The organism is Microbacterium esteraromaticum (genome assembly GCF_016907315.1).
GTDB lineage: Bacteria > Actinomycetota > Actinomycetes > Actinomycetales > Microbacteriaceae > Microbacterium > Microbacterium esteraromaticum.
Genome location: NZ_JAFBBS010000001.1, coordinates 830,622 through 850,998, shown reverse-complemented (window position 1 = coordinate 850,998; position 20,377 = coordinate 830,622). Strand labels below are relative to the sequence as shown.

The 20,377-nt window shown below is 69.2% G+C and carries 23 protein-coding genes and 2 tRNA genes; 13 read left to right on the top strand and 12 right to left on the bottom strand.

Annotated elements, in window-relative coordinates; genetic code table 11:
* Positions 1-32 precede the first annotated feature (32 nt).
* Positions 33-108: transfer RNA gene (locus JOE67_RS04175), tRNA-Thr, on the top strand.
* Positions 109-167: 59 nt separating this feature from the next.
* Here JOE67_RS04175 and JOE67_RS04170 read toward each other — a convergent pair.
* Positions 168-1,316, bottom strand: a complete 1,149-nt coding sequence (locus tag JOE67_RS04170; RefSeq protein WP_204974283.1) for a M14 family zinc carboxypeptidase — start codon at positions 1,314-1,316, stop codon at positions 168-170.
* A 97-nt stretch (positions 1,317-1,413) separates the two neighbouring features.
* Positions 1,414-2,067 (bottom strand): SOS response-associated peptidase family protein, encoded by a 654-nt coding sequence (locus tag JOE67_RS04165; RefSeq protein WP_204974282.1) that lies wholly within the window; start codon positions 2,065-2,067, stop codon positions 1,414-1,416.
* A gap of 53 nt (positions 2,068-2,120) precedes the next feature.
* On the opposite strand from JOE67_RS04165, the gene JOE67_RS04160 reads away from it, so the two are divergent.
* Entirely contained in the window at positions 2,121-3,065 is a 945-nt protein-coding gene (locus JOE67_RS04160) for a DMT family transporter (RefSeq protein WP_420827652.1), read from the top strand.
* Between the two features lies 1 nt (position 3,066).
* Here the strand turns inward: JOE67_RS04160 and JOE67_RS04155 are convergent, their stop codons facing one another.
* Together JOE67_RS04155 and msrB are read right to left on the bottom strand one after the other, a co-directional pair.
* Positions 3,067-3,753: a nitroreductase family protein gene (locus JOE67_RS04155; protein WP_204974281.1), complete on the bottom strand. Its 687-nt coding sequence runs from the start codon at positions 3,751-3,753 to the stop codon at positions 3,067-3,069.
* Positions 3,750-4,154: a peptide-methionine (R)-S-oxide reductase MsrB gene (gene msrB / locus JOE67_RS04150; RefSeq protein ID WP_204974280.1), complete on the bottom strand. Its 405-nt coding sequence runs from the start codon at positions 4,152-4,154 to the stop codon at positions 3,750-3,752. Before msrB ends, JOE67_RS04155 begins: the two co-directional genes overlap by 4 nt.
* A gap of 90 nt (positions 4,155-4,244) precedes the next feature.
* Here msrB and JOE67_RS04145 point away from each other — a divergent pair, with 90 nt between their 5' ends.
* From JOE67_RS04145 to groL, 4 genes are all read left to right on the top strand, one after another.
* Positions 4,245-5,237: a DUF2332 family protein gene (locus JOE67_RS04145; protein WP_204974279.1), complete on the top strand. Its 993-nt coding sequence runs from the start codon at positions 4,245-4,247 to the stop codon at positions 5,235-5,237.
* 9 nt (positions 5,238-5,246) lie between these two features.
* Complete coding sequence (locus JOE67_RS04140) at positions 5,247-5,504, top strand: DUF3263 domain-containing protein (RefSeq protein WP_204974278.1); 258 nt, start codon at positions 5,247-5,249, stop codon at positions 5,502-5,504.
* A 72-nt stretch (positions 5,505-5,576) separates the two neighbouring features.
* Positions 5,577-6,152, top strand: coding sequence for a LytR C-terminal domain-containing protein (locus JOE67_RS04135; protein ID WP_338041489.1), 576 nt, complete (start codon positions 5,577-5,579; stop codon positions 6,150-6,152).
* A gap of 130 nt (positions 6,153-6,282) precedes the next feature.
* Positions 6,283-7,899, top strand: coding sequence for a chaperonin GroEL (gene groL / locus JOE67_RS04130; protein ID WP_099195723.1), 1,617 nt, complete (start codon positions 6,283-6,285; stop codon positions 7,897-7,899).
* A gap of 94 nt (positions 7,900-7,993) precedes the next feature.
* On the opposite strand, the gene JOE67_RS04125 is transcribed toward groL, so the two are convergent.
* The 3 genes from JOE67_RS04125 to JOE67_RS04115 form a co-directional block, all read right to left on the bottom strand.
* Positions 7,994-8,281 carry a WXG100 family type VII secretion target gene (locus tag JOE67_RS04125; protein WP_204974277.1) on the bottom strand — a complete coding sequence of 96 codons (288 nt, stop codon included), beginning with the start codon at positions 8,279-8,281 and terminating at the stop codon, positions 7,994-7,996.
* Between the two features lie 119 nt (positions 8,282-8,400).
* Positions 8,401-10,116 (bottom strand): sensor histidine kinase, encoded by a 1,716-nt coding sequence (locus JOE67_RS04120; RefSeq protein WP_204974276.1) that lies wholly within the window; start codon positions 10,114-10,116, stop codon positions 8,401-8,403.
* Positions 10,117-10,135: 19 nt separating this feature from the next.
* Positions 10,136-10,828, bottom strand: a complete 693-nt coding sequence (locus JOE67_RS04115) for a response regulator transcription factor (protein WP_204974275.1) — start codon at positions 10,826-10,828, stop codon at positions 10,136-10,138.
* Between the two features lie 121 nt (positions 10,829-10,949).
* Here JOE67_RS04115 and JOE67_RS04110 point away from each other — a divergent pair, with 121 nt between their 5' ends.
* Positions 10,950-11,093, top strand: coding sequence for a hypothetical protein (locus JOE67_RS04110; RefSeq protein ID WP_204974274.1), 144 nt, complete (start codon positions 10,950-10,952; stop codon positions 11,091-11,093).
* 21 nt (positions 11,094-11,114) lie between these two features.
* Here JOE67_RS04110 and JOE67_RS04105 read toward each other — a convergent pair whose 3' ends face one another.
* The 3 genes from JOE67_RS04105 to JOE67_RS04095 are packed head-to-tail and all read right to left on the bottom strand — an operon-like array spanning position 11,115 to position 14,749.
* Positions 11,115-12,755 (bottom strand): DNA repair helicase XPB, encoded by a 1,641-nt coding sequence (locus JOE67_RS04105; RefSeq protein WP_204974273.1) that lies wholly within the window; start codon positions 12,753-12,755, stop codon positions 11,115-11,117.
* A gap of 45 nt (positions 12,756-12,800) precedes the next feature.
* Positions 12,801-14,471 (bottom strand): helicase-associated domain-containing protein, encoded by a 1,671-nt coding sequence (locus JOE67_RS04100; RefSeq protein ID WP_204974272.1) that lies wholly within the window; start codon positions 14,469-14,471, stop codon positions 12,801-12,803.
* 2 nt (positions 14,472-14,473) lie between these two features.
* On the bottom strand, positions 14,474-14,749 hold the full coding sequence (locus JOE67_RS04095) for a multidrug ABC transporter ATPase (protein ID WP_204974271.1): 276 nt from the start codon (positions 14,747-14,749) through the stop codon (positions 14,474-14,476).
* Positions 14,750-14,850: 101 nt separating this feature from the next.
* Here JOE67_RS04095 and JOE67_RS04090 point away from each other — a divergent pair, with 101 nt between their 5' ends.
* Both JOE67_RS04090 and JOE67_RS04085 read left to right on the top strand, forming a co-directional pair.
* A complete protein-coding gene (locus JOE67_RS04090) occupies positions 14,851-15,231 on the top strand; it encodes a cold-shock protein (RefSeq protein WP_204974270.1) in 381 nt (126 codons plus the stop codon).
* Positions 15,215-15,877: a DUF3027 domain-containing protein gene (locus JOE67_RS04085; RefSeq protein WP_204974269.1), complete on the top strand. Its 663-nt coding sequence runs from the start codon at positions 15,215-15,217 to the stop codon at positions 15,875-15,877. The genes JOE67_RS04090 and JOE67_RS04085 overlap by 17 nt, the downstream gene beginning before the upstream one ends.
* An 83-nt stretch (positions 15,878-15,960) precedes the next feature.
* Here the strand turns inward: JOE67_RS04085 and serC are convergent, their stop codons facing one another.
* Entirely contained in the window at positions 15,961-17,070 is a 1,110-nt protein-coding gene (serC, locus tag JOE67_RS04080) for a phosphoserine transaminase (protein ID WP_204974268.1), read from the bottom strand.
* A gap of 100 nt (positions 17,071-17,170) precedes the next feature.
* On the opposite strand from serC, the gene JOE67_RS04075 reads away from it, so the two are divergent.
* The 4 genes from JOE67_RS04075 (at position 17,171) to JOE67_RS04060 (ending at position 19,862) form a co-directional block, all read left to right on the top strand.
* Positions 17,171-17,872 (top strand): iron-dependent transcriptional repressor DtxR, encoded by a 702-nt coding sequence (locus JOE67_RS04075; protein WP_204974267.1) that lies wholly within the window; start codon positions 17,171-17,173, stop codon positions 17,870-17,872.
* Positions 17,873-18,215: 343 nt separating this feature from the next.
* Complete coding sequence (locus tag JOE67_RS04070) at positions 18,216-18,956, top strand: M23 family metallopeptidase (protein ID WP_204974266.1); 741 nt, start codon at positions 18,216-18,218, stop codon at positions 18,954-18,956.
* A gap of 305 nt (positions 18,957-19,261) precedes the next feature.
* Positions 19,262-19,759, top strand: coding sequence for an HNH endonuclease (locus JOE67_RS04065; protein ID WP_204974265.1), 498 nt, complete (start codon positions 19,262-19,264; stop codon positions 19,757-19,759).
* Between the two features lie 29 nt (positions 19,760-19,788).
* Positions 19,789-19,862 (top strand) — tRNA-Arg (locus JOE67_RS04060).
* A gap of 122 nt (positions 19,863-19,984) precedes the next feature.
* Here the strand turns inward: JOE67_RS04060 and JOE67_RS04055 are convergent.
* Entirely contained in the window at positions 19,985-20,329 is a 345-nt protein-coding gene (locus JOE67_RS04055) for a histone-like nucleoid-structuring protein Lsr2 (RefSeq protein WP_204974264.1), read from the bottom strand.
* Between the last annotated feature and the right edge of the window lie 48 nt (positions 20,330-20,377).

Here is a 20,377-nt window from a genome sequence, read left to right as displayed (position 1 = left end):
GCCGTATGCCGTCGGTATGCTTGTGACGGTCCGCCGACTTGGCGCAATTGGTAGCGCACCGTACTTGTAATACGGGGGTTACGGGTTCGAGTCCCGTAGTCGGCTCCACGCAAGAGGCCCGTGTTCCCTGGGGAACACGGGCCTCCGTCTCGCTCGGGGGCCTGGCGTCAGGGCATCACGGGCGGCTGGGTCGGCCAGCCGTCGATGAGGCCCGTGTCGACCTGGTATCCGACGTAGTCGTAGTGCGGGATGCCGTGCCAGATCATCGGATCCACGCTCCAGACGCTGCCGTCGGCGAGTCCGCCGAGCAGCGCCTCGACGCCCACGACGTTCTGCTTGATCGCCTTGCCGCGGCTCTTCTGTCCGATGGAGCCGCCGTAGGTCTCGAAGAACACCATCGGGTGGCTGTGCCCGGTCGGGTTGAGCCCGTTGTAGTTCAGACCGATCATCACGGCCGAAGAGACGCCGCCCTTGATGTCGATCTCGCGGTACCCGCTGCTGGCGCTGCCGACGCTGTAGCGGTCGGCGTTCACGTAGCCGTAGCGCTGCAGCGCCGTGTACACGTGCCCCTGCAGCTGGCGCGTCTTCACGTCGTACTCGCCGCCTCGTACACCGGGAAGGGTGGGGCCGCTGGGCGCGAGCGAGATGCCGAGAGACATGGTGATGGGCTCGTCGGAGTCGTCGTACTTCAGACCCTGGTGGTGGATGTCGAGGCCGACGTCGGGCTTCACGCTCGCCCAGTACGAGTACCAGGCCACCGACTCCTTTGCCGCGAAGCCGCTCGGCGACCAGTCGCGGTTGAGGTCGATGCGCCTGCCGTCCTCGAGCACGGTGTGACGGATGTAGAGCTCGGATCCGTCGGGGTTGTACATGGGGATCACGTGCAGCGTCAGCTTCTCGCGCACGGCCTTCCACAGCGGCGACCCGCTGCTGCCTGCGTTGCGGAGCACGTCGAGCAGCACGTCGGGTCCGTACGGCTCGTTGCCGTGGATGCGGCCCTGCAGCCACACCTTCGTGGGGCCGGTGCCCACGGTGGCGACATACAGTTCGCGGCCTGCTTCGCTGCGGCCGAAGCCGAGGCTCGAGAGCGTCTTGACCTGCACGGCGCCCTTCGAGCTGCGCTGGATGTCGGAGAGCGACTTCTGCACGTCGGCGTAGGTGAGAAGCGCCGCGCGCGGCACCTGCTCACCGGGTTCGGGGAAGCTGCCGGCAGCGAATGCCGACTGGCCGGCGAGCAGCGGAAGCGCTGCGGCCAGGGGCATGGCTGCGAGAACCTGACGGCGAGTGAGGGTGAACGGGGGGCGTGTATCGTGCATCACTTGCTCCTGTGTCGTCGTTGACTGGGGATGAGGTCAGTGTGGCAGTGACCTCGTGGCGGAGCAATCGTTTTCCCGAGTTCGGGGCACGACGCGATCAGAACAGCGTCTGCGCGCCCTTGTCGTCGGAGCGAGGGACAGCGGCGACGCGCTCGTCGAGATCGGCCGCCGCGAGCAGCGCCTCGTCGATGAGCTCCCGTGTGGGTTCGCCGGTGAGCCAGTCGTCGGCGAACGAGGTGGGGATCAGCACGGGCATCCGGTCGTGGATGTTCGCCAGGTACGGGGGAGCGGGGCGCATCACGATCGAGTAGCAGGTGACCCACTCGCCGTCGGGCGTGCGGCCCCGCTGTGTCACGGCCGCCATCCCGAACAGCAGTCCCCGGCCGAGACCGAACTCGTGCCAGACGCGATCGGGCTTCTGCATCTCGTACCAGCCTGTCGACGGCACGAGCGCTCGGTTGCGCATCCCGCCCGGACGGTCCTGCAGCCGCTCCGATCGGGTGTTGATCGAGGGGAACCGCGCCGGCTGTCCGTCGACGAGGTACCCCCACCAGGCTGGTTCGAGCACGGCAGCGCCGTCGTGAGCCGTCACGAGCGGATTGAGGTTGCGCAGGTTCTTCCCGGTGGGGCGCAGCGTCTCGCCGGCGTTCTGCTCGGCCCATGACCGCAGGCCCTCGAGCACCGCGTCGTCGGCCTCGGCCAGCAGCTCGGCGTCGGTGAATCGGGGGTCAAGCCCATAGCTCGCGCACATGCCGCCAGGGTAGTCGCGGCCGCAGACACCGGAAAGGGCCTGGCGCCGGTAGCCTGGAGCGAGTGACCTCCACTCGCCCGCTGCCGACCTGGGTCGCCCTGGGCGGTGCCGTATCGATCGGTGCGATGACGGCCGTGCAGGCCCGCATCAACGGCGTGCTGGGCGTCCGTATCGATGACGGCATCGTCGCCGGCCTCATCTCCTTCGCCGTCGGGCTCGCCTTCCTCATCGCGGTCATCCTGGCGATGCCGTCGGGACGAGCGGGCGCCGCACGGCTTCTCTCGGGCATCCGCACCCGCACCATCCCGTTCTGGATGCTGCTCGGCGGCACCTGCGGTGCGCTCACCGTGACCACCCAGGGGCTGGTCGCCGGCGTGCTCGGGGTCTCGCTGTTCACGGTCGGCGTCGTCGCCGGACAGACGCTGCACGGGCTGCTGCTCGACCGCGTCGGGGTCGGTCCGTCTGGCGTCGTGGCCGTCACTCCTGGTCGCATCATCGGGGGCGCTCTCGCGCTCGTCGCTGTGGCCATCTCGCTGGGCGGCGACGTGCTGGCGAACGCGCCGCTCTGGCTGCTCCTGCTGCCGTTCGCCGCAGGCGCGGGCATCGCCTGGCAGGCGGCCGCGAACGGCCGCCTCGCCCGCCGTGTCGAATCGCCGCTGACAGCGACGCTGATGAGCTTCATCGCGGGCACCGTGGTGCTGCTGGCCGGTGCCGGCGTCAGCATCCTCACCCGAGGGATGCCAGGGGCGCCGCCGGCCGAGCCGTGGCTGTACCTGGGCGGCCTTCTCGGCTTCGCCTACATCCTGCTCGGCGCGTGGCTCGTGCCGTACACCGGGGTGCTGCTGCTCGGACTCGGCAGCGTGCTCGGGCAGCTCGTGACCTCGGTGACGATCGACGTGCTCTGGCCGGTCGACCATGGGCCCGCGCTCTGGCAGCTCGGGGCGATGATCGTCGTCGCCGCCGCATCCGTCGTCGTCGCGCTGCCACGACGACGCTGATTCAGCCCTGGCTCTTCTGCGCCTTCTTCGCGCGCTTGCGCTCCTTCTTCAGGCGCTTCTTCTCGCGCTTGCGCTCTTTCTTGGCGCGCTTCTTCTCGCTCTCGGCCTCGCGGCGGGCTTCCTCGTCGTCGGATGACAGGGCATCGCCATCGGCGCGCGGCAGGGCGGTGAGCAGACTCTCGGCGTCCACCGGCTTGCGGTGCCCTGGCTCGCGGCCCTCCGGCCGGCCGCCGACGTACAGCCAGCCCAGCAGCTCCTCGTCCGCAGACAGCCCGTGCACCCTGGCGACGGGTTCGGAGCGCGTGAGTCCGCCGGTGCGCCAGATGACGCCCCAGCCGGCCTCGTCGAGCAGCAGGCTGAGCGTGTGCGCGACGCCGGAGGCGACGGCCTCCTGCTCCCAGCGCGGCACCTTGTCGCTCTTGCGATACGAGGCGACGATCGCGATGAGCAGCGAGGCGCGCAGCGGCTTGGTCGACGGCTTGTCCTCTCCGTCGGCCTCTGCCAGGGCCGCCCCGAGAACGAGACGGTCGTCTCCCCGCAGCTCGATCAGCCGCCAGGGGCGCAGCGACGAGTGGTCGGCGACGCGTCCGGCTGCCTCGATGAGCGGAAGCAGCTGCTCACGGGTCGGCGCGTCGTCGGTGACGCGTGACCAGGACGTGCGGCGCCGGACGGCGTCGAGCGCGCTCACGACTGGTCAGGGGTGAACGACAGTGCCAGCGAGTTCATGCAGTAGCGGTCGCCCGTGGGGGTGCCGAAGCCGTCGGGGAAGACGTGCCCGAGGTGCGAGCCGCACGCCGCGCAGCGCACCTCGGTGCGCACCATCCCGAGGGAGGTGTCCTCGATGAGTTCGACCGCCTCGGGGCGCACCGACTCGTAGAAGCTCGGCCAGCCGCAGCCCGAGTCGAACTTCGTGCCGCTGCGGAACAGCTCCGCGTTGCACGCGCCGCAGGTGTAAAGACCCGCGCGCTCCTCGTCGAGCAGCTCCCCTGTCCACGGGCGCTCGGTCGCCGCGGTGCGCAGCACCGCGTACTGGTCGTCGCCGAGCTCGGCACGCCATTCCGCATCCGTCTTGTTCACGCTGTAAGCCATGCTTCCATTCTCACCCCTGAGCGGGTCGGGGGCGCCGCGGTCCGGGCGGCTCCCTGCGTGGGGGCGGCGGCTCGCTGAGAGAATGGCGGGATGACGGATGCTGTCGCCCATCGCTACGACCGCTTCGCCCGCGACGAGGCGCCAGGGCGCAGCGACGTGTACGCCGAGTGGGCGGCAGGGGTGGCCGCGGACGCCGAGGTGCAGGCCCTGCTCGAGCGGCTGACTCCGCAGCACCGCCAGCCGCCTCTGGTGTTCGCCGTCTCACGCCTGCTCGGTGCGCCCGTCGCCGCATATCCGCGGTGGCGGGAGTTCGTGCTCGCGCACGCCGACGTGCTGGTCGCAGAGTGCGCGCGACGTGGTGTGCAGATCAATGAGCCGCTCCGCCTCGCGGCTCTGCTGCCCGCGCTCAGCATGGTCGACGGGCCGGTCGCGCTGCTCGAGCTCGGCGCGGCGGCGGGGCTGTGCCTGTATCCCGACCGGTACTCGTTCCGCGTGAACGACGCAGACGGCGCCGCGCGGCTGGGTCTGGACCCGGAGGACGGGCCGTCGCAGGTTCTGCTCACCAGCACAGTCCGCGGCGAGCTGCCACGACTACGGCTGCCGGAGGTCGTCTGGCGCGCGGGCATCGACCTCGATCCGATCGATGTGCGTGCGCCCGGCGACCGCGACTGGCTGCAGTCGCTGATCTGGCCGGGTGAGCACGAGCGCGCCGAGCGGATCTCCGCGGCCATGGCGATCGCTGCCTCCGATCCGCCGCTGCTGCGTGCGGGGGATGCCATCGAGCAGCTCGACGCGATGGCCGCAGCCGCCCCCGCCGATGCCACGCTCGTCATCACGACCCCCGGGATGCTCGTGTACCTGCCCCGTGCGCGGCGGCTGGAACTCATCGACCGCATCCGTGCGCTCGATGCTCGCTGGATCACCATCGATCCGCCGGCGCTGCACGACGCCTGGCGGCCGGCCATCGAGGCCGCGGACTTCCGCGGCTTCGCCGTCGGGCTCGACGGTCGGGTGGTGGCGGATGCCGACCCGTTGGGGCGCTGGTGGGAGTGGCGCGCGGGCATCTCGCCTGACGCCGCGTAGCCTGAGCACATGCTCGGTGACCTCTCTGATCGCGATAAGGCGATCCTGACGCTGGAGGCGGCCTGGCCGCGTCACGGCGGCATGAAGGAGGAGACGATCCGCGCGCAGCTGGGCATGAGCCCCGCCCGGTACTACCAGCTGCTCGGACGGCTGATCGAGACCGAGGCCGCGCTGGAGTTCGACCCTCTGCTGGTGCGCAGGCTCCGGCGCCTTCGTGACGCGCGCTCGGTGCAGCGCACTGCACGCATGCGCGGTTTCGTCGGCTGACCGCCCCGGTCGCAGTCACCCGGCCGCCGCGCTCCGTGCGGACTCACGGGAGGCGCCCGCTAGCATCGAGGGGTGCAGAAGTCCCCCCGCGATCGATTCGACGACGTCCCGCGCGCCACTGGACGAGTCGGCGCGCACCGCGCCGAGCAGCCGGGCATGAACGGCCTCGTGGTACTGCTGTGGTCGGCCGCAGTCGCTCTGGTGCTGATCGTGTGCGGCATCTTCGTGTCGCTCGTGATGATGGACCGCATCTCGCTGTTCGGTGGCGACGAGCCGACGCCCGCGCAGACGCAGCCGGGCGTCGTCGCAGAACTCGACACGTCGTACCGTGTGCTGATCCTCAATGCGACTCCCGAGGAGGGGCTCGTCGCCGAGGTGCGCGAGACACTGCTCGCCGAGGGCTGGTCGACGGATGACGTGTTCGGCAGCGATGGATCATCGCAGGAGTTCTCGAAGACCACGGTCTTCTACGTCTCGGACGACGATGAGGGAGCAGCGCTCGGTCTCGCCGAGCTCCTCGGCGACGCCGAGGTGCAGAAGAGCGACTTCTACGCTGCGCTGAACGACTCCGATGAGCCACAGCTCACGGTGGTGGTCGGCCTCGACCGTGTCGAGAAGACGCCGAGCCCCGAGACTCCGGCGCCCTGACCCCGGGCGCGCCCCTCCCCAGCCTGCGGCGGCTTGCACTCTCATGGGTCGAGTGCCAGACTGGGTTTAGCACTCGAACAGTCTGAGTGCTAACACCCCATCGCCTACGTCCGGGAGGGACGAAAGACTCATGGCAAAGATCATCGCTTTCGATGAGGAGGCCCGTCGCGGCCTCGAGCGCGGCCTGAACATCCTGGCCGACGCCGTCAAGGTGACCCTCGGCCCGCGCGGTCGCAACGTCGTGCTCGAGAAGAAGTGGGGAGCCCCCACGATCACGAACGACGGTGTGTCGATCGCCAAGGAGATCGAGCTCGACGACCCGTACGAGAAGATCGGTGCGGAGCTCGTCAAGGAGGTCGCCAAGAAGACCGACGACGTCGCCGGTGACGGAACCACCACCGCGACCGTCCTCGCTCAGGCACTGGTCCGCGAGGGTCTGCGCAACGTCGCAGCCGGCGCCGACCCCATCTCGCTCAAGCGCGGCATCGAGAAGGCCGTCGCGGCCATCACCGAGGACCTGCTGAACAGCGCCAAGGAGATCGAGTCCAAGGAGCAGATCGCCGCCACCGCGTCGATCTCGGCCGCTGACCCCGCCATCGGCGAGCTCATCGCCGAGGCGATCGACAAGGTCGGCAAGGAGGGCGTCGTCACCGTCGAGGAGTCGCAGACCTTCGGCACCGAGCTCGAGCTCACCGAGGGCATGCGCTTCGACAAGGGCTACCTGAACCCCTACTTCGTCACGGACCCCGAGCGCCAGGAGGCTGTCTTCGAGGACCCGTACATCCTCATCGCCAACCAGAAGATCGGCAACATCAAGGACCTGCTGCCCGTCGTCGACAAGGTGATCCAGGACGGCAAGGAGCTCGTCATCATCGCCGAGGACGTCGAGGGCGAGGCTCTCGCGACGCTCGTGCTCAACAAGATCCGCGGCATCTTCAAGTCGGTCGCTGTCAAGGCGCCCGGCTTCGGCGACCGCCGCAAGGCTCAGCTGCAGGACATCGCGATCCTCACCGGCGGCCAGGTCATCACCGAAGAGGTCGGCCTCAAGCTCGAGAACACCACGCTCGACCTGCTCGGCCGTGCGCGCAAGGTCATCGTCACCAAGGACGAGACCACGATCGTCGAGGGTGCGGGCGAGCAGTCCGCCATCGAGGGTCGCGTCACCCAGATCCGTCGCGAGATCGAGAACACCGACAGCGACTACGACCGCGAGAAGCTGCAGGAGCGCCTCGCGAAGCTGGCCGGTGGCGTCGCCGTCATCAAGGCGGGCGCCGCGACCGAGGTCGAGCTCAAGGAGCGCAAGCACCGCATCGAGGACGCCGTCCGCAACGCGAAGGCAGCCGTTGAAGAGGGCATCGTCCCCGGTGGTGGCGTCGCGCTGCTGCAGTCGGCCAAGGTCCTCGACACGCTCGCCCTCGAGGGCGACGAGGCGACCGGTGCGAACATCGTCCGCGTCGCGATCGAGGCTCCGCTGAAGCAGATCGCCATCAACGCCGGCCTCGAGCCCGGTGTCGTGGCGCACAAGGTCGCCGAGCTCCCCGCGGGCCAGGGCCTGAACGCGGCCACCGGCGAGTACGGCGACATGTTCGCCCAGGGCATCATCGACCCCGCCAAGGTGACGCGCTCGGCGCTGCAGAACGCTGCGTCGATCGCCGGTCTGTTCCTGACCACCGAGGCCGTCGTCGCCGACAAGCCCGAGAAGGCTCCCGCCATGCCGGCTGACCCGTCGGGCGGCATGGACTTCTGATCCTGACGATCTGAAGAACCGCAGAGAACACCCCCTGCCTATGCGGCAGGGGGTGTTCTCTGCGTACGCGGCGTCTGCTGCGCCTCGGCCGTCGTCAGCGGAACAGGCTCGCCGAGTACTGGTCGGCGTCCGCGTACTGTGCGGCGGCGGAGCCGAGCGCCGCGCTGATCGACCCGAGCACCTGCTCGACGTGCATCTGCGCGCCGCGCCACTGCTCACTGCACTGCTGGAAGGCCGCGGCGGCGGCGCCGGTCCACGACGACTGCAGCTGTCCGAGCTGCGCCATCAGCGCGGCCGACTCGCCCTGCAGGCGCTCCATGGTGGCGTAGGCGGCACCGTTCGCGGCCTGGACCGCGTCGGTGTCCACGGTGAAGACGGACATGGGATCTCCTCTCGATGGGCTTCTGACACTAGAAGCCCCTGCCCGGCGAGGGGGAGCCGTCTTGCAGCATCCGTGCACAGGTCGACGGACAGGACGGATGTGCAGGGTGAGTGGGGGAGTCAGAGCTCGAGACGGTCGATCGGCTGCGTCTCCGCGAGCAGATGATCCGGCGTCGCCTGCGACGGCGCCAGAGGCAGCGAGACGATGAAGGTCGCACCGCCGCCGGGCGTCTCGTCGACCGACACCGTGCCGTGCAGCGCCTCGACGATGGAGGCGACGATCGCGAGCCCGAGACCGGAGCCGCCGGTCTCCCGTGCGCGGGAGGTGTCGGCACGCCAGAATCGCTGGAAGATGTGCTCGCGGATCTGCGGGGGGATGCCCTCGCCGTGATCGACGATCGAGATCGTGCCGACGCCCGCGCGGCGATCGGCGCCGACGACGAGCTCGATAGGGCTGTCGTCCGGCGAGAACCTGCGCGCATTGCCGAGCAGGTTCGTGACGACCTGACGCACCTTGTTGTCTTCGCCGAGCACGATCGGGGGTGTTCGGACCGGGGCATCCGTCGCCTCGGTGAAGTCGATCGCCGGCACGGGAGTCGTCGGGCGGGGGCGGCGGCGGAGGCGCGCGAGCGCGCTCGCGGGGCGTGACGGGGATGGACGCGGCGAGACCGGAGTGGGCGCTGTGCTCGGCTTTCCGTGGAGCCGCAGCTCTCCGGAGTCGTCGGCCGTCGTGTCGATCACGGTGATCCTGCGCCCGGGGGCGGCAACGCGCAGATCGAGCGCGGCGTCGCGGGCGATCGGGCGCAGATCGAGCGGCTCGATCTGCAGCTCACGGGAGCGCTCCTCGTCGAGCCGGGCGAGCGCGAGCAGATCCTCCACGAGCACGCCCATGCGGATCGCCTCCTTCTCGATGCGCTCCATGGCCCGCGACGTGTCCTCCTCGCCGGTGATCGCGCCCATCCGGTACAGCTCGGCGTACCCGCGCACGCTCACGAGAGGGGTGCGCAGCTCGTGGCTGGCGTCGCCGATGAACCGGCGCATGTTCTGCACCGTGCGATCGCGCTGAGCCAGCGACTGGTCGACGCGGTCGAGCATGGTGTTGATCGCCGCGTTCAGCCGCCCCACCTCCGTGGTCGGCTCGAGGTCGGTGAGGCGCTGGCTGAAGTCGCCGGCGGCGATCGCCATCGCTGTCGACTCCACATGGCCGAGCCGGCGGAAGGTCAGCGTCACAAGACCTCGGGTGAGCAGCGCCGCGAGCAGGATCGTCACGAGCGCGACCGTGGTGTACACCGCGACATAGGTCGCGACGATGCGGTCGGCCTCATCGAGGGGCAGCGCGACGATCTGCACGTAGGTGAGGCCCTGGGGGTCCTGCGCCGACTGCGCCGACGCGACGGCGCTGTACGACTCGCCCTCCTCGCCTTGCAGCGTCACCACCTGGTCGCCCTGGGTCACGGTGTCCTGCAGGGTGAATGTCGCGGGGAAGTCAGGGCGGGGAGCCGATGCCTGGCCGCCCGCCTCGGCGACGAATTCACCGTCTGCGGTGTAGAAGGCGACGGTGAAGTCCGTTGGTCTCGGGGCGACCTCGGTGGGGCTGAACACGAGTCGGCCGCCTTCGGCTGAGACGTCGAAGAAGCGCTCGGCCTGCCCGGTGGTCGCGAGGGCGGGCAGCTGCGCGTCGATGTTGTTGATCATCGCCCCGCGCAGGATCGGCACCGTGCCGATGCCCGCGATCATGAGACCGAGCGCGAGCACCGCGACGGTGACGCCTGTGACCTTGGCGCGCAGGCTGATCCGCCGCCACCAGCGGGTGACGGAGTCGGGCTCGCCTGCCATGACTTGCTCTGGCCGTCCGCTAGGCGGACTTGCCGACCTTCAGCATGTAGCCGAAGCCGCGCTTGGTCTGGATCACCGACTCCTCGGTGTGCGGGTCGATCTTGCGGCGCAGGTACGAGATGTAGCTCTCGACGATGCCCGCATCGCCGTTGAAGTCGTACTCCCACACATGGTCGAGGATCTGCGCCTTCGACAGCACGCGATTCGGATTGAGCATGAGGTACTTCAGCAGCTTGAACTCGGTCGGGCTGAGCTCGATCGGGATCTTTCCGACGAACACGTCGTGGGTGTCCTGATCCATCGACAGCTCGCCGGCGCGGATCAGCGACTCCTCGTCGGCCTGCATGGTGCGACGCAGGATCGCCTGGGCGCGGGCGACGATCTCGTCGAGGGCGAACGGCTTGGTGACGTAGTCGTCGCCGCCGGCGTTCAGGCCCTCGATCTTGTCCTGGGTGTCGTCCTTGGCGGTGAGGAAGAGGATGGGAGCGGTGAAGCCCGCGCCGCGAAGGCGCTTGGTCACGCTGAACCCGTTCATGTCGGGCAGCATGACGTCGAGGATGATCAGGTCCGGCTCCTCTTCGAGGACGGCCGAGATGGTGGCGGCGCCGTTCGCGACGGTCCTCACCTTGAACCCGGCGAAGCTGAGACCCCGGGAGAGCAGGTCGCGGATGTTCGGCTCGTCGTCGACGACCAGGATTCGCGCATCAGTCATGCCCCCATTATGGTGACTTCGCCCTTGCGTCGGCTGATTGGGCGCGGCGCGGGCGCCAGGATGCCCGAGCGCGAGACCGCGGCCGACCTGCGGGAGCACTCCGAGGAGTAGCGTCGACCGCATGGACGAGGAGGAGCACGGCGGCGACAGCGCGTGCTGGCTCGCGCAGGTGTGCCCGGAGTGCGGCGCGCTGCTCGACGACCTCGCTGCCCCCTGCTGGCGCTGCGGCCTGAAGCCGGGGGCGGACGTGACCGGCGAGAGCTAGTCGCACGAGCCCGGCTGCGTGTCAGGCGGCCAGATCGACGGCATCCATGATCGTGTAGCTGTAGCCCTGCTCTGCGAGGAACCGCTGCCGGTTCTGCGCGTAGTCCTGGTCGACGGTGTCACGGGCGATCAGCGTGTAGAAGCTCGCGGTGTGGTTCGACTGCTTGGGGCGAAGCAGGCGGCCGAGGCGCTGCGCCTCCTCCTGGCGGGAGCCGAACGATCCCGACACCTGGATCGCGACGGATGCCTCCGGAAGGTCGATCGAGAAGTTCGCGACCTTCGACACGACCAGCAGCGAGATCTCGCCCTCGCGGAACTGGCGGTACAGCTCTTCCCGCTCGTCGATCGGTGTGGCGCCGGTGATCTGCGGGGCGTTCAGCGCCTGCGACAGACTCTCGAGCTGGTCGAGATACTGACCGATGACCAGGATGCGCTCGCCGGGGTGCTTCGCGATCAGCTCACGGACAGCGGTGATCTTCGCGGGGGCGGATGCGGCCAGCCGGTATCGCTCGTCGTCGGTCGCTGCCGCGTACTCGAGCCGGTCGCTCGGCGGCAGGTCGACGCGCACCTCGTAGCAGGCGGCGGGCGAGATGAAGCCCTGTGCCTCGATCTGCTTCCAGGGCGCGTCGAAGCGCTTCGGCCCGATCAGGCTGAAGACGTCGCCCTCGCGACCGTCCTCGCGGACGAGCGTCGCGGTGAGGCCGATGCGCCGGCGAGCCTGCAGATCGGCGGTCAGCTTGAAGACGGGGGCGGGGAGCAGGTGCACCTCGTCGTAGACGATGAGGCCCCAGTCCATCTCGTCGAGCAGCGAGAGGTGGGCGTACTGTCCCTTCCGCTTCGCGGTGAGGATCTGGTACGTCGCGATCGTGACCGGCTTGACCTCCTTGGCCTGCCCGGAGTACTCGCCGATCTCCTCGGGGGTGAGCGATGTGCGCTTGAGCAGCTCGTCGCGCCACTGCCGCGCCGAGACCGTGTTCGTCACGAGGATCAGGGTGGTGGTGCCGGTTGCGGCCATGGCGCCCGCACCGACGATCGTCTTGCCCGCACCACAGGGCAGCACGACGACGCCTGAGCCGTCCTTCGCGAAGGCGTCGACGGCCTGGCGCTGGTAGGGACGCATGGTCCAGCCGTCCTCATCGAGCTCGATCTCGTGCGGAGTGCCTGGCGTGTAGCCGGCGAGATCCTCGGCCGGCCAGCCGATCTTGAGCAGCTCCTGCTTGATCTGACCGCGCGCCCACGCATCGACGACATAGCTGTCGGGGGAGGGGTGGCCGATCAGCAGCGGCTGGATGCGCTTGTTGTTCGCCACCTGCGCCAGCACAGCAGGGTCGGTCGATCGCAGCACGAGCGCGCCCTCGTCGTCGCGCTCGATCACGAGCCTTCCGTAGCGGTTGACCGTTTCGCGCAGGTCGACCGCCACAGACGGAGGCACGGGGAAGCGTGAGTACTTGTCGAGCGTCTCGATCATGTCGTCTGCCGTGTGCCCGGCGGCGCGCGCGTTCCACAGCCCGAGCCGGGTGATGCGGTACGTGTGGATGTGCTCGGGCGCGCGCTCCAGCTCGGCGAAGATCGCCAGCTCGTGCCGTGCGGATTCGGCGTCGGCGTGCGCGACCTCGAGCAGCACGGTGCGGTCGCTCTGGACGATCAGGGGGCCATCAGACATAGCAGACCAGTCTACCGGCCGCTCGGCAGGTGGGTCCGACGTCGCTCAGCTCTGCAGCATGCGCACCGACACGATGCTGCGCACGGGGAGGGTGCGCTCGACGTCGGCGGCGCGATCGCGGCCGCGCAGCCGCCCGCCGCCGAGTCCGGCCGCCTCGAGTGTGAGCTCGCGGTGCGAGCCGTCGGGCATCGCGACCTCGACGAGCACCACCGCCTTCGCCCGCACGGCTGCCTCGAGCTCGCGATCGAGCCACGCGGCGTCGGCGTCCGGGCCCTGGTGAGAGCGCAGCCGGGCGATCAGGGCGGCGTAGGCGCCGTCGTCATGGGCGCCCGGGCCGGCGAGCCTGGCCCCGCCCGCGGCGATGCTGCGTCCGCTGCTGTCGACGAGGGTCGCGGGATACCTGGCGTCCGTCAGCGCCCACGCGACCGCCTCGGCGCCCACTCGCGAGACCAGTCGATCGCCCTCGCGGATCAGTCCGAGCGGGCGCAGATTGCGGTCGATCTCCATCGCCTCGAGCAGGTGCGCGTCAGCGCTGGTCACTGCGGTGCCGCCATCGGCATCCGGCCGCACACGCACCAGTCCGTGTCTCGTGGCGGTCTGCCCGACCAGGTACTCGAGAGGCTGCGGGACGCCGGTCAGCGAGATCTCGCGCAGAAAGCTCAGGATCCCCTCGGCGGTGTGGCCCTCGACCAGAGCGCGCGACACCGATTCGGCGGTGAAACGATACGACGATGCCTGCGCAGGGTCGTGCTCGGTCATCGCGCGCAGACGGTTGTCGAGCACGGGCTGGAGCGGTCCGGGGGCGATGGCGGAGAGGTCGTTCTGCAGGAAGATGCGATCGACCTCCGATGGCAGCAGCGCCTGCAGCGCCGAGCTGTCGAACGGCTCGTGCGTGTGCAGGGGTGCTCCCCATGCCGGTACCGTCCAGCCGCTGGCCGCGCCCGCGAGCAGCCCCAGCCGCCAGGCGAGATCGCGCACGCGCCCGGCACGTGCCGGCCACTGGGCATCCCAGGGATGGATGTGCGGCCACACGCTCGCCGCGAATTCCCGGATGCCCGACGGCAGGGCATCTCTGAACCGGGAGGCGGTCATGGTCCAGCGATCATCGAATGAGGCATCCAGCCACCCCTCGGCGTCGCTGGTCAGCCGCAGCTCACGATCGACGCGTCGGGCGAGACCTGCGAGCTCGGCGAGGTCGCGCAGCGCATCCAGGTCGCCTTCATCGAGCAGCCGGCGCTTCTCGGTCGCGCTCAGAGCACCGGTCGCCACCAGCGCGAGGGGCGCGGTGCGCGCGGCCAGCAGCAGCTCGGCCAGCCCCCCGATCGTGGCGAATGCGCGTTCCGCCGCACGGGCGGAATCCGCATCGGACGCCGGTGCGGGGCGGCCTCGATCGGCATCCGGGAGCTCGGCCTGCACCTCTATCACCGCACGAACCGGCGGAAGCACCCGACCATCCGCGTCGAGCAGGCCGATGCCGGCATCGCCGATATCGACAGTGCCATCGGGGCCTGCGTCTCGCAGCGCGCGGGCCTGGTCGAGCGTGAGACGGGCCAGTGCCCGCTCGATCGATGCCGGCTCGAGGAGGGCCTCCGCCGCGTCGAAGAAGTCGGACCACCCGACGTCTGCGCGCACGGCCCGCTCACGCAGCATCCGCTCCAGCTGCACGTCGCTCGCGGCGGCGAGCCGGTCAGCGAGCGGACGGGCGTGAGTGCTCATGTTCAGGACCCGGTGCCCGTGCGTCCCTTGCGAGCCCAGCTGAGCACCAGCAGGGTGATGATCATCAGGAAGGCGATCGGCAGACCGAAGAGCGGAAGCCCCGCGACGAACGGCCAGACGCCGTGTCCGAACGCGGACTGATCCATCCCCACGGCGGTGCCGATGATGATCGAGAAGAAGCTGATGACCGATGCCGCCGCGAGACCCAGCGCGGTGAAGGCGAGGAATCGCTCGAGGCGGCCGGTCTTGGGCGCGCTGCTGTCGTCGTGCTTGCTCATTGCTCTCAGCGTATCTCCTGCGCGCATGGGCGGACGGGTAGGCTGGAGGGGTCGCGCCGCCGCGCGACGTCTCCATCTTCGTGTTTCAGTGAGGTTCTCCCATGCCCACCGGCAAGGTCAGGTTCTACGACGACGAGAAGGGGTTCGGCTTCATCGCATCCGATGACGGCCAGGACGTCTTCCTGCACGCCTCTGCCCTTCCTGCAGGCGTCTCCGTGAAGAAGAACGCACGTGTCGAGTTCGGTCTCGCAGACGGACGCCGCGGTCCGCAGGCGCTGTCTGTGCGCGTGCTCGACGCTCCGCCCAGCCTCGCGAAGGCGGCGCGCAAGCCGGCCGACGACATGGCAGTGATCGTCGAGGACCTCGTGCGCATGCTCGACGAGATGGGCGGCGATCTGCGCCGCGGTCGCTACCCGTCTGCCGCGCGAAGCCGCACGGTCGCCGCTGTTCTCCGCAAGGTAGCTGATGACCTCGAAGCCTGACGACCTCGCCGCCGCGACCCGCGACCTCGCGCTCGCCGCGCTGTACGAGATCACCCCCGCATCGACCGTCGGCCCGGTTGCCGGCCACACCGTCGAAGAGAGCGGGGCTGTCTCGCTGCGCTTCGAGAACCGTCTGCCCGGCTATCCAGGCTGGTTCTGGACGGTCACGGTCGCCCAGGTCGACGACTCCGCGCCGACCGTCCTCGAGGTGGAGCTGATGCCCGGCGAGGGCGCGCTGCTCGCACCCGACTGGGTGCCGTGGGCCGAGCGGCTGGCCGAGTACCGCGCACACCAGGCGGAGCTCGCGGCTCAGGCCGAGGCGGATGCCGCCGAGAGCGATTCGGATGCCTCCGACGACGACTCCGAGGACGGCGGGCTGGACGACGACGACGAGTCGGACGAGGACGAGGACATCGAGGACGAGGATGATGTCTCGCCCCGTCTGCACGCTGGCGACGTCGACGGGGTCGACATCGACGAGCTCGACGAGGACGAGTCCGACGACGAGGACGACGACGAGGACGACGAGGACTCCGACTCCGAGGACGAGGACTCCGACTCCGAGGACGAGGACTCCGAGGACGACGAATCCGACGACGAGGACGAGGACGAGGACCCCGAGGCCGAGGACGACGAATCCGAGTAGCCCCGGGGCCCGACGTCCGGGTCTGAGAACGGAATGAGGCCCCTCCTGATCCCAGGAGGGGCCTCACGCTGTTCGGCGGGATCTCAGCCCTGGTGGGCGAGCACGTGCTCGATCGAGCGGATCAGCTGGCGTACGTCGTCGGGCTCGATCGAGACGAACGTCGCGATGCGGAGCTGATTGCGGCCGAGCTTGCGGTACGGCTCGGTGTCGACGATGCCGTTCGCGCGCAGGGTCTTCGCGACGGCCGCCGCGTCGACGCTCTCGTCGAAGTCGAGGGTCGCGACCACGGGCGAGCGGTGGTCGGGGTCGGTGACGAAGGGAGTGGCGACCGACGACGCCGTCGCCCAGTCGTACAGCAGGCCCGACGATTCCGCGGTGCGCGAGGCCGCCCAGCTGAGCCCGCCGTTGGCGAGAATCCATTCGAGCTGGCTGTCGAGCAGGTGCAGGGTCGCGAGCGCGGGAGTGTTCAGCGTCTGGTTGAGGCGGGAGTTGTCGACCGCGTTCTTCAGGCTGAGGAACTCGGGGATGTACCGCCCGGATGCGGCGATGCGCTCGATCCTGTCGACCGCGGCGGGCGACACGGCGGCGAACCACAGCCCGCCGTCCGATCCGAGGTTCTTCTGGGGCGCGAAGTAGTAGACGTCCGCCTCGGCGACGTCGAAGTCGATGCCGCCCGCGGCGCTCGTCGCGTCGATGACGGTCAGCGCGCCGTCCGCGGCGACCCGCCGCACGGGGGCGGCGACGCCGGTGGAGGTCTCGTTGTGGGGCCAGGCGTACACGTCGACGCCCTCCACGATCTCTGCCGCGGTCAGCGATCCGGCGTCGGTAGTGCGCACGTCAGGCGCGTCGAGCCAGGGAGCCGCAGCGGCCTTGGCGAATTTGCCGCCGAACTCGCCGAAGACGAGGTTCTGGCTGCGGCGCTCGATGAGGCCGAATGCGGCGGCATCCCAGAACGCGGTCGAGCCGCCGTTGCCGAGAATGATCTCGTAGCCGTCGGGAAGACGGAACAGCGCCGACAGGCGCTCGCGCACGCTTCCGACGAGGTTCTTCACGGGCGCCTGGCGGTGCGACGTGCCCAGCAGGTCGGCACCCGCCGAGGCGAGCGCGTTCACCTGCTCGAGGCGCACCTTCGAGGGGCCGCAGCCGAAGCGTCCGTCGGCGGGCAGCAGTTCGCGGGGGATCTCGATCGACATGGCTCGATTGTAGAGGCGGGCGCGGTGTCCGCCGCGCCCCGTGACGGGCTCGACGTCGGGCCCGCAAGGTAGGCTTGCCTAAGAACCCCGGAGGGCATGAATGACCGATCTGATCGACACCACAGAGATGTATCTGCGCACCATCCTCGAGCTCGAGGAGGAGAACATCGTGCCGCTGCGTGCGCGCATCTCCGAGCGTCTCGGTCACTCCGGACCCACGGTGTCGCAGACCGTGGGTCGTATGGAGCGGGACGGTCTGGTCGTCGTCTCTGAAGACCGCCGACTCGAGCTGACCGATGACGGTCGCCGCAAGGCCGTCGACGTGATGCGCAAGCATCGCCTCGCCGAGCGCCTGCTGTCCGACGTGATCGGCCTCGACTGGGCATACGTCCACGAAGAGGCCTGCCGGTGGGAGCACGTCATGAGCGAGCAGGTCGAGCGCCGTCTCGTCGAGCTGCTGGGCCACCCGACCGAGTCGCCATACGGCAACCCGATCCCCGGACTCGACCAGCTGGGCGATGTCGAGACGCCGGCCTTCGAGACGGGTGTGGTGGGTCTGGTCAAGAAGCTGGATGCTGCGGGCGGTCCGATCACGGGCACCGTGCGCCGCCTCGCCGAGCCCGCTCAGGTCAGTCCTGACCTGCTCGAGCAGCTGCGCGACGCCGGGGTCGTGCCGGGGGCGAGCGGCGACTACCGCTACAGCGAGGGGTACGTCCTGATCCAGATGGACGGTCGCGACGAGGGTCTGGAGCTGCCGGTCGAGCTCGCCTCGCACATCTTCCTCGTGGGAGAGAACGCCTGATCAGAGGGTCATCCTCGGCCTGTGGAGATGATTGCCAGGTTCGCAGGGTGACAGAATCGTTATCTTCAGGTAACGTCGGTGAGGTCGTCGGAGAAGAAGCCCGCCGATGACGCATCGCGAAGATCGCCTCCCTGGCTCGTCGTCTTCGCGAAGAGTTCGCACAACGTGCCGTGTGACATACGTGCCCGAGAAACGACATTGCTGACGAGCCTGCGCTGCCCGAAGCGCGGAGGCGCAGGAGGAATCCCTTTTGGCCGAAGAAATCGTCCCGACCGAGTCCGCTGGCAACCTGGAGCCGACCCGACGTCGAGCACCCCGTGCAGCCCGCTCGAGCGTCAAGCCCATGCGCACCGTCGCGATCCTCGGCGCTGTGTGCGCCCTCGTCGCCGGCGTCGCCCTTCCCGCTCTGGCGTCCGCCAAGCCCCTGCCCTCCGAGGCGGCCACTCTGCAGCAGATGGCCTTCGACGACGCCCAGTCGCTCGTCGTCGCCTCTGAGGCGACCAGCGCCCCGATGGAGCGCGGCACCTACTCCGCGACCACGCCCGACGAGATCGCGAAGAAGCAGGCGGAGGAAGCTGCCAAGAAGCGCGCCGCTGCAGCTGCGGCCGCAGCTGCTGCGGCGGCCCGAGTGTCCTCGAACACCGGCGGCAAGATCAGCGACGCCGACCTGCGCCTCATCTCTGCGGGGTCCGGCGCAGTGCGCTACCCGCTGCCGCAGGGCTCGTATTACGTCAGCCGCACGGTCGGCGGCGGCCACGAGGGTGCTGACATGGTCGCTCCCGCCGGCACCCCGATCTTCGCGGCCACCAGCGGCGTGGTGCGCGTCTCGTCCGAGAGCTACGGAGCCTACGGCGTCGCGGTCGTGATCGACTCGGTCGTCGGCGGCAAGCGAGTGTCCACCACATACGCGCACATGACGAACGGCACCCGCGGCGTGCAGGCCGGTCAGACGGTCGAGGCGGGGCAGTTCATCGGCAAGGTCGGCAACACCGGTCGTTCGTACGGCGCTCACCTGCACTTCGAGGTGAGGATCAACGGCTCGATCGTCGAGCCGATCGGCTGGCTCCGCGCCAACGCCGGCTGACCGACGCCTCACCGCGGCGTTCAGCCTCGGTACGTCCCTCGTTCACGTGGATGGGTTACCCTGAACCCGTCGTCGAACGGACGGGAGAAGCTGATGGATTCGATACCGGGCATCCGCACCATGGATGCGCTCGGTCGTCTGGTCCTTCGGCAACGCCCGCAGATCCGACTCGGTCTGACCGAGCGCGAAAGGCGCTGTCTCTAGACAGCGCCTTTCTTCGTATCCGCGTTCCTTCTGATCCGCTCGACGGCGTGTGAGTCGAGAGTGCCGGGAAGCCATCCCGGCGGATCGAGAGGATGACGACGATGCGCACACTGGTCCTGAACGCCGGATACGAACCGCTCACGGTGGTCTCTTTCAAGAGGGCGATGGTCCTCGTGATGAATGAGAAGGCCAGCGTCATCGAGCGCGTCGAGGACGATCCCGTCATCGCCGGACTCAGACGCTACGACCGGCCGGTGGTGATCCTGCTCACGCGCTACGTGCGGGTGCCGACCGCCCGTCGGCAGCCCGTCACCCGGCGGGGGGTGCTTCGCCGCGATGACCACAGGTGCGGATACTGCGGCAAGACAGCATCCACCATTGACCACGTCATGCCGCGCTCCCGTGGGGGAGCGGACAGCTGGGAGAACCTCGTCGCGTGCTGCCTTCGCTGCAACAACGCGAAGAGCGACCGCACGCCGCAGGAGATGGGGTGGGAGCTGCGCCGAACCCCCAGACCTCCGCACGGTGGGACGTGGGTGGTCCGCGGGGCCGAGCGGGGCGATCCGGTCTGGGAGCGCTACCTCGCGCTGGCGGCATAGCGGCAAGGCGGCGACTAGACTTGTCTGGCGCCTTCGTAGCTCAGTCGGATAGAGCGGCCCTCTCCTAAAGGGCAGGTCGCAGGTTCGAATCCTGTCGAGGGCACGATGACGAAGAGGACGCCGCCGGAGGGTGGCGTCCATTTCGCGATCTATCCGCCGGCAAGGGCACACGCAGAAAGAGCGGGCCGCCCCGGAGGGCAGCCCGCTCTTCGGATCCGTCAGATGTCAGTGAGCTGCGTGGTATGCCTCGAGAACGTCGGCCGCGATGCGCCCGCGCTCCGAGACCTTCAGCCCCTGCTTCTTCGCCCATTCGCGGATCTCGACCGTCTCCGAGCTGCGTGCCGCTCGGCGACGCGGAGCGGACGGACGGGCTGCGCTGGAACCGGCAGCGCGGCGACCCGCATCGATGTACGGGGCGAGGGCGTCGCGCATCTCCTGAGCATGTGAATTCGTCAGATCGATCTCATAGGCGACACCATTCAGCGCGAAATGGACGGTCTCTCCTTCGCCCACGTCGAGCAGCGTTCCATCGATATCGTCGACAAGCTGGTGCACAATTCTTCGAGCCATACGGAAAACAGTATTTGATCTCATATGGGCCGTGCAATCGCCGACGTG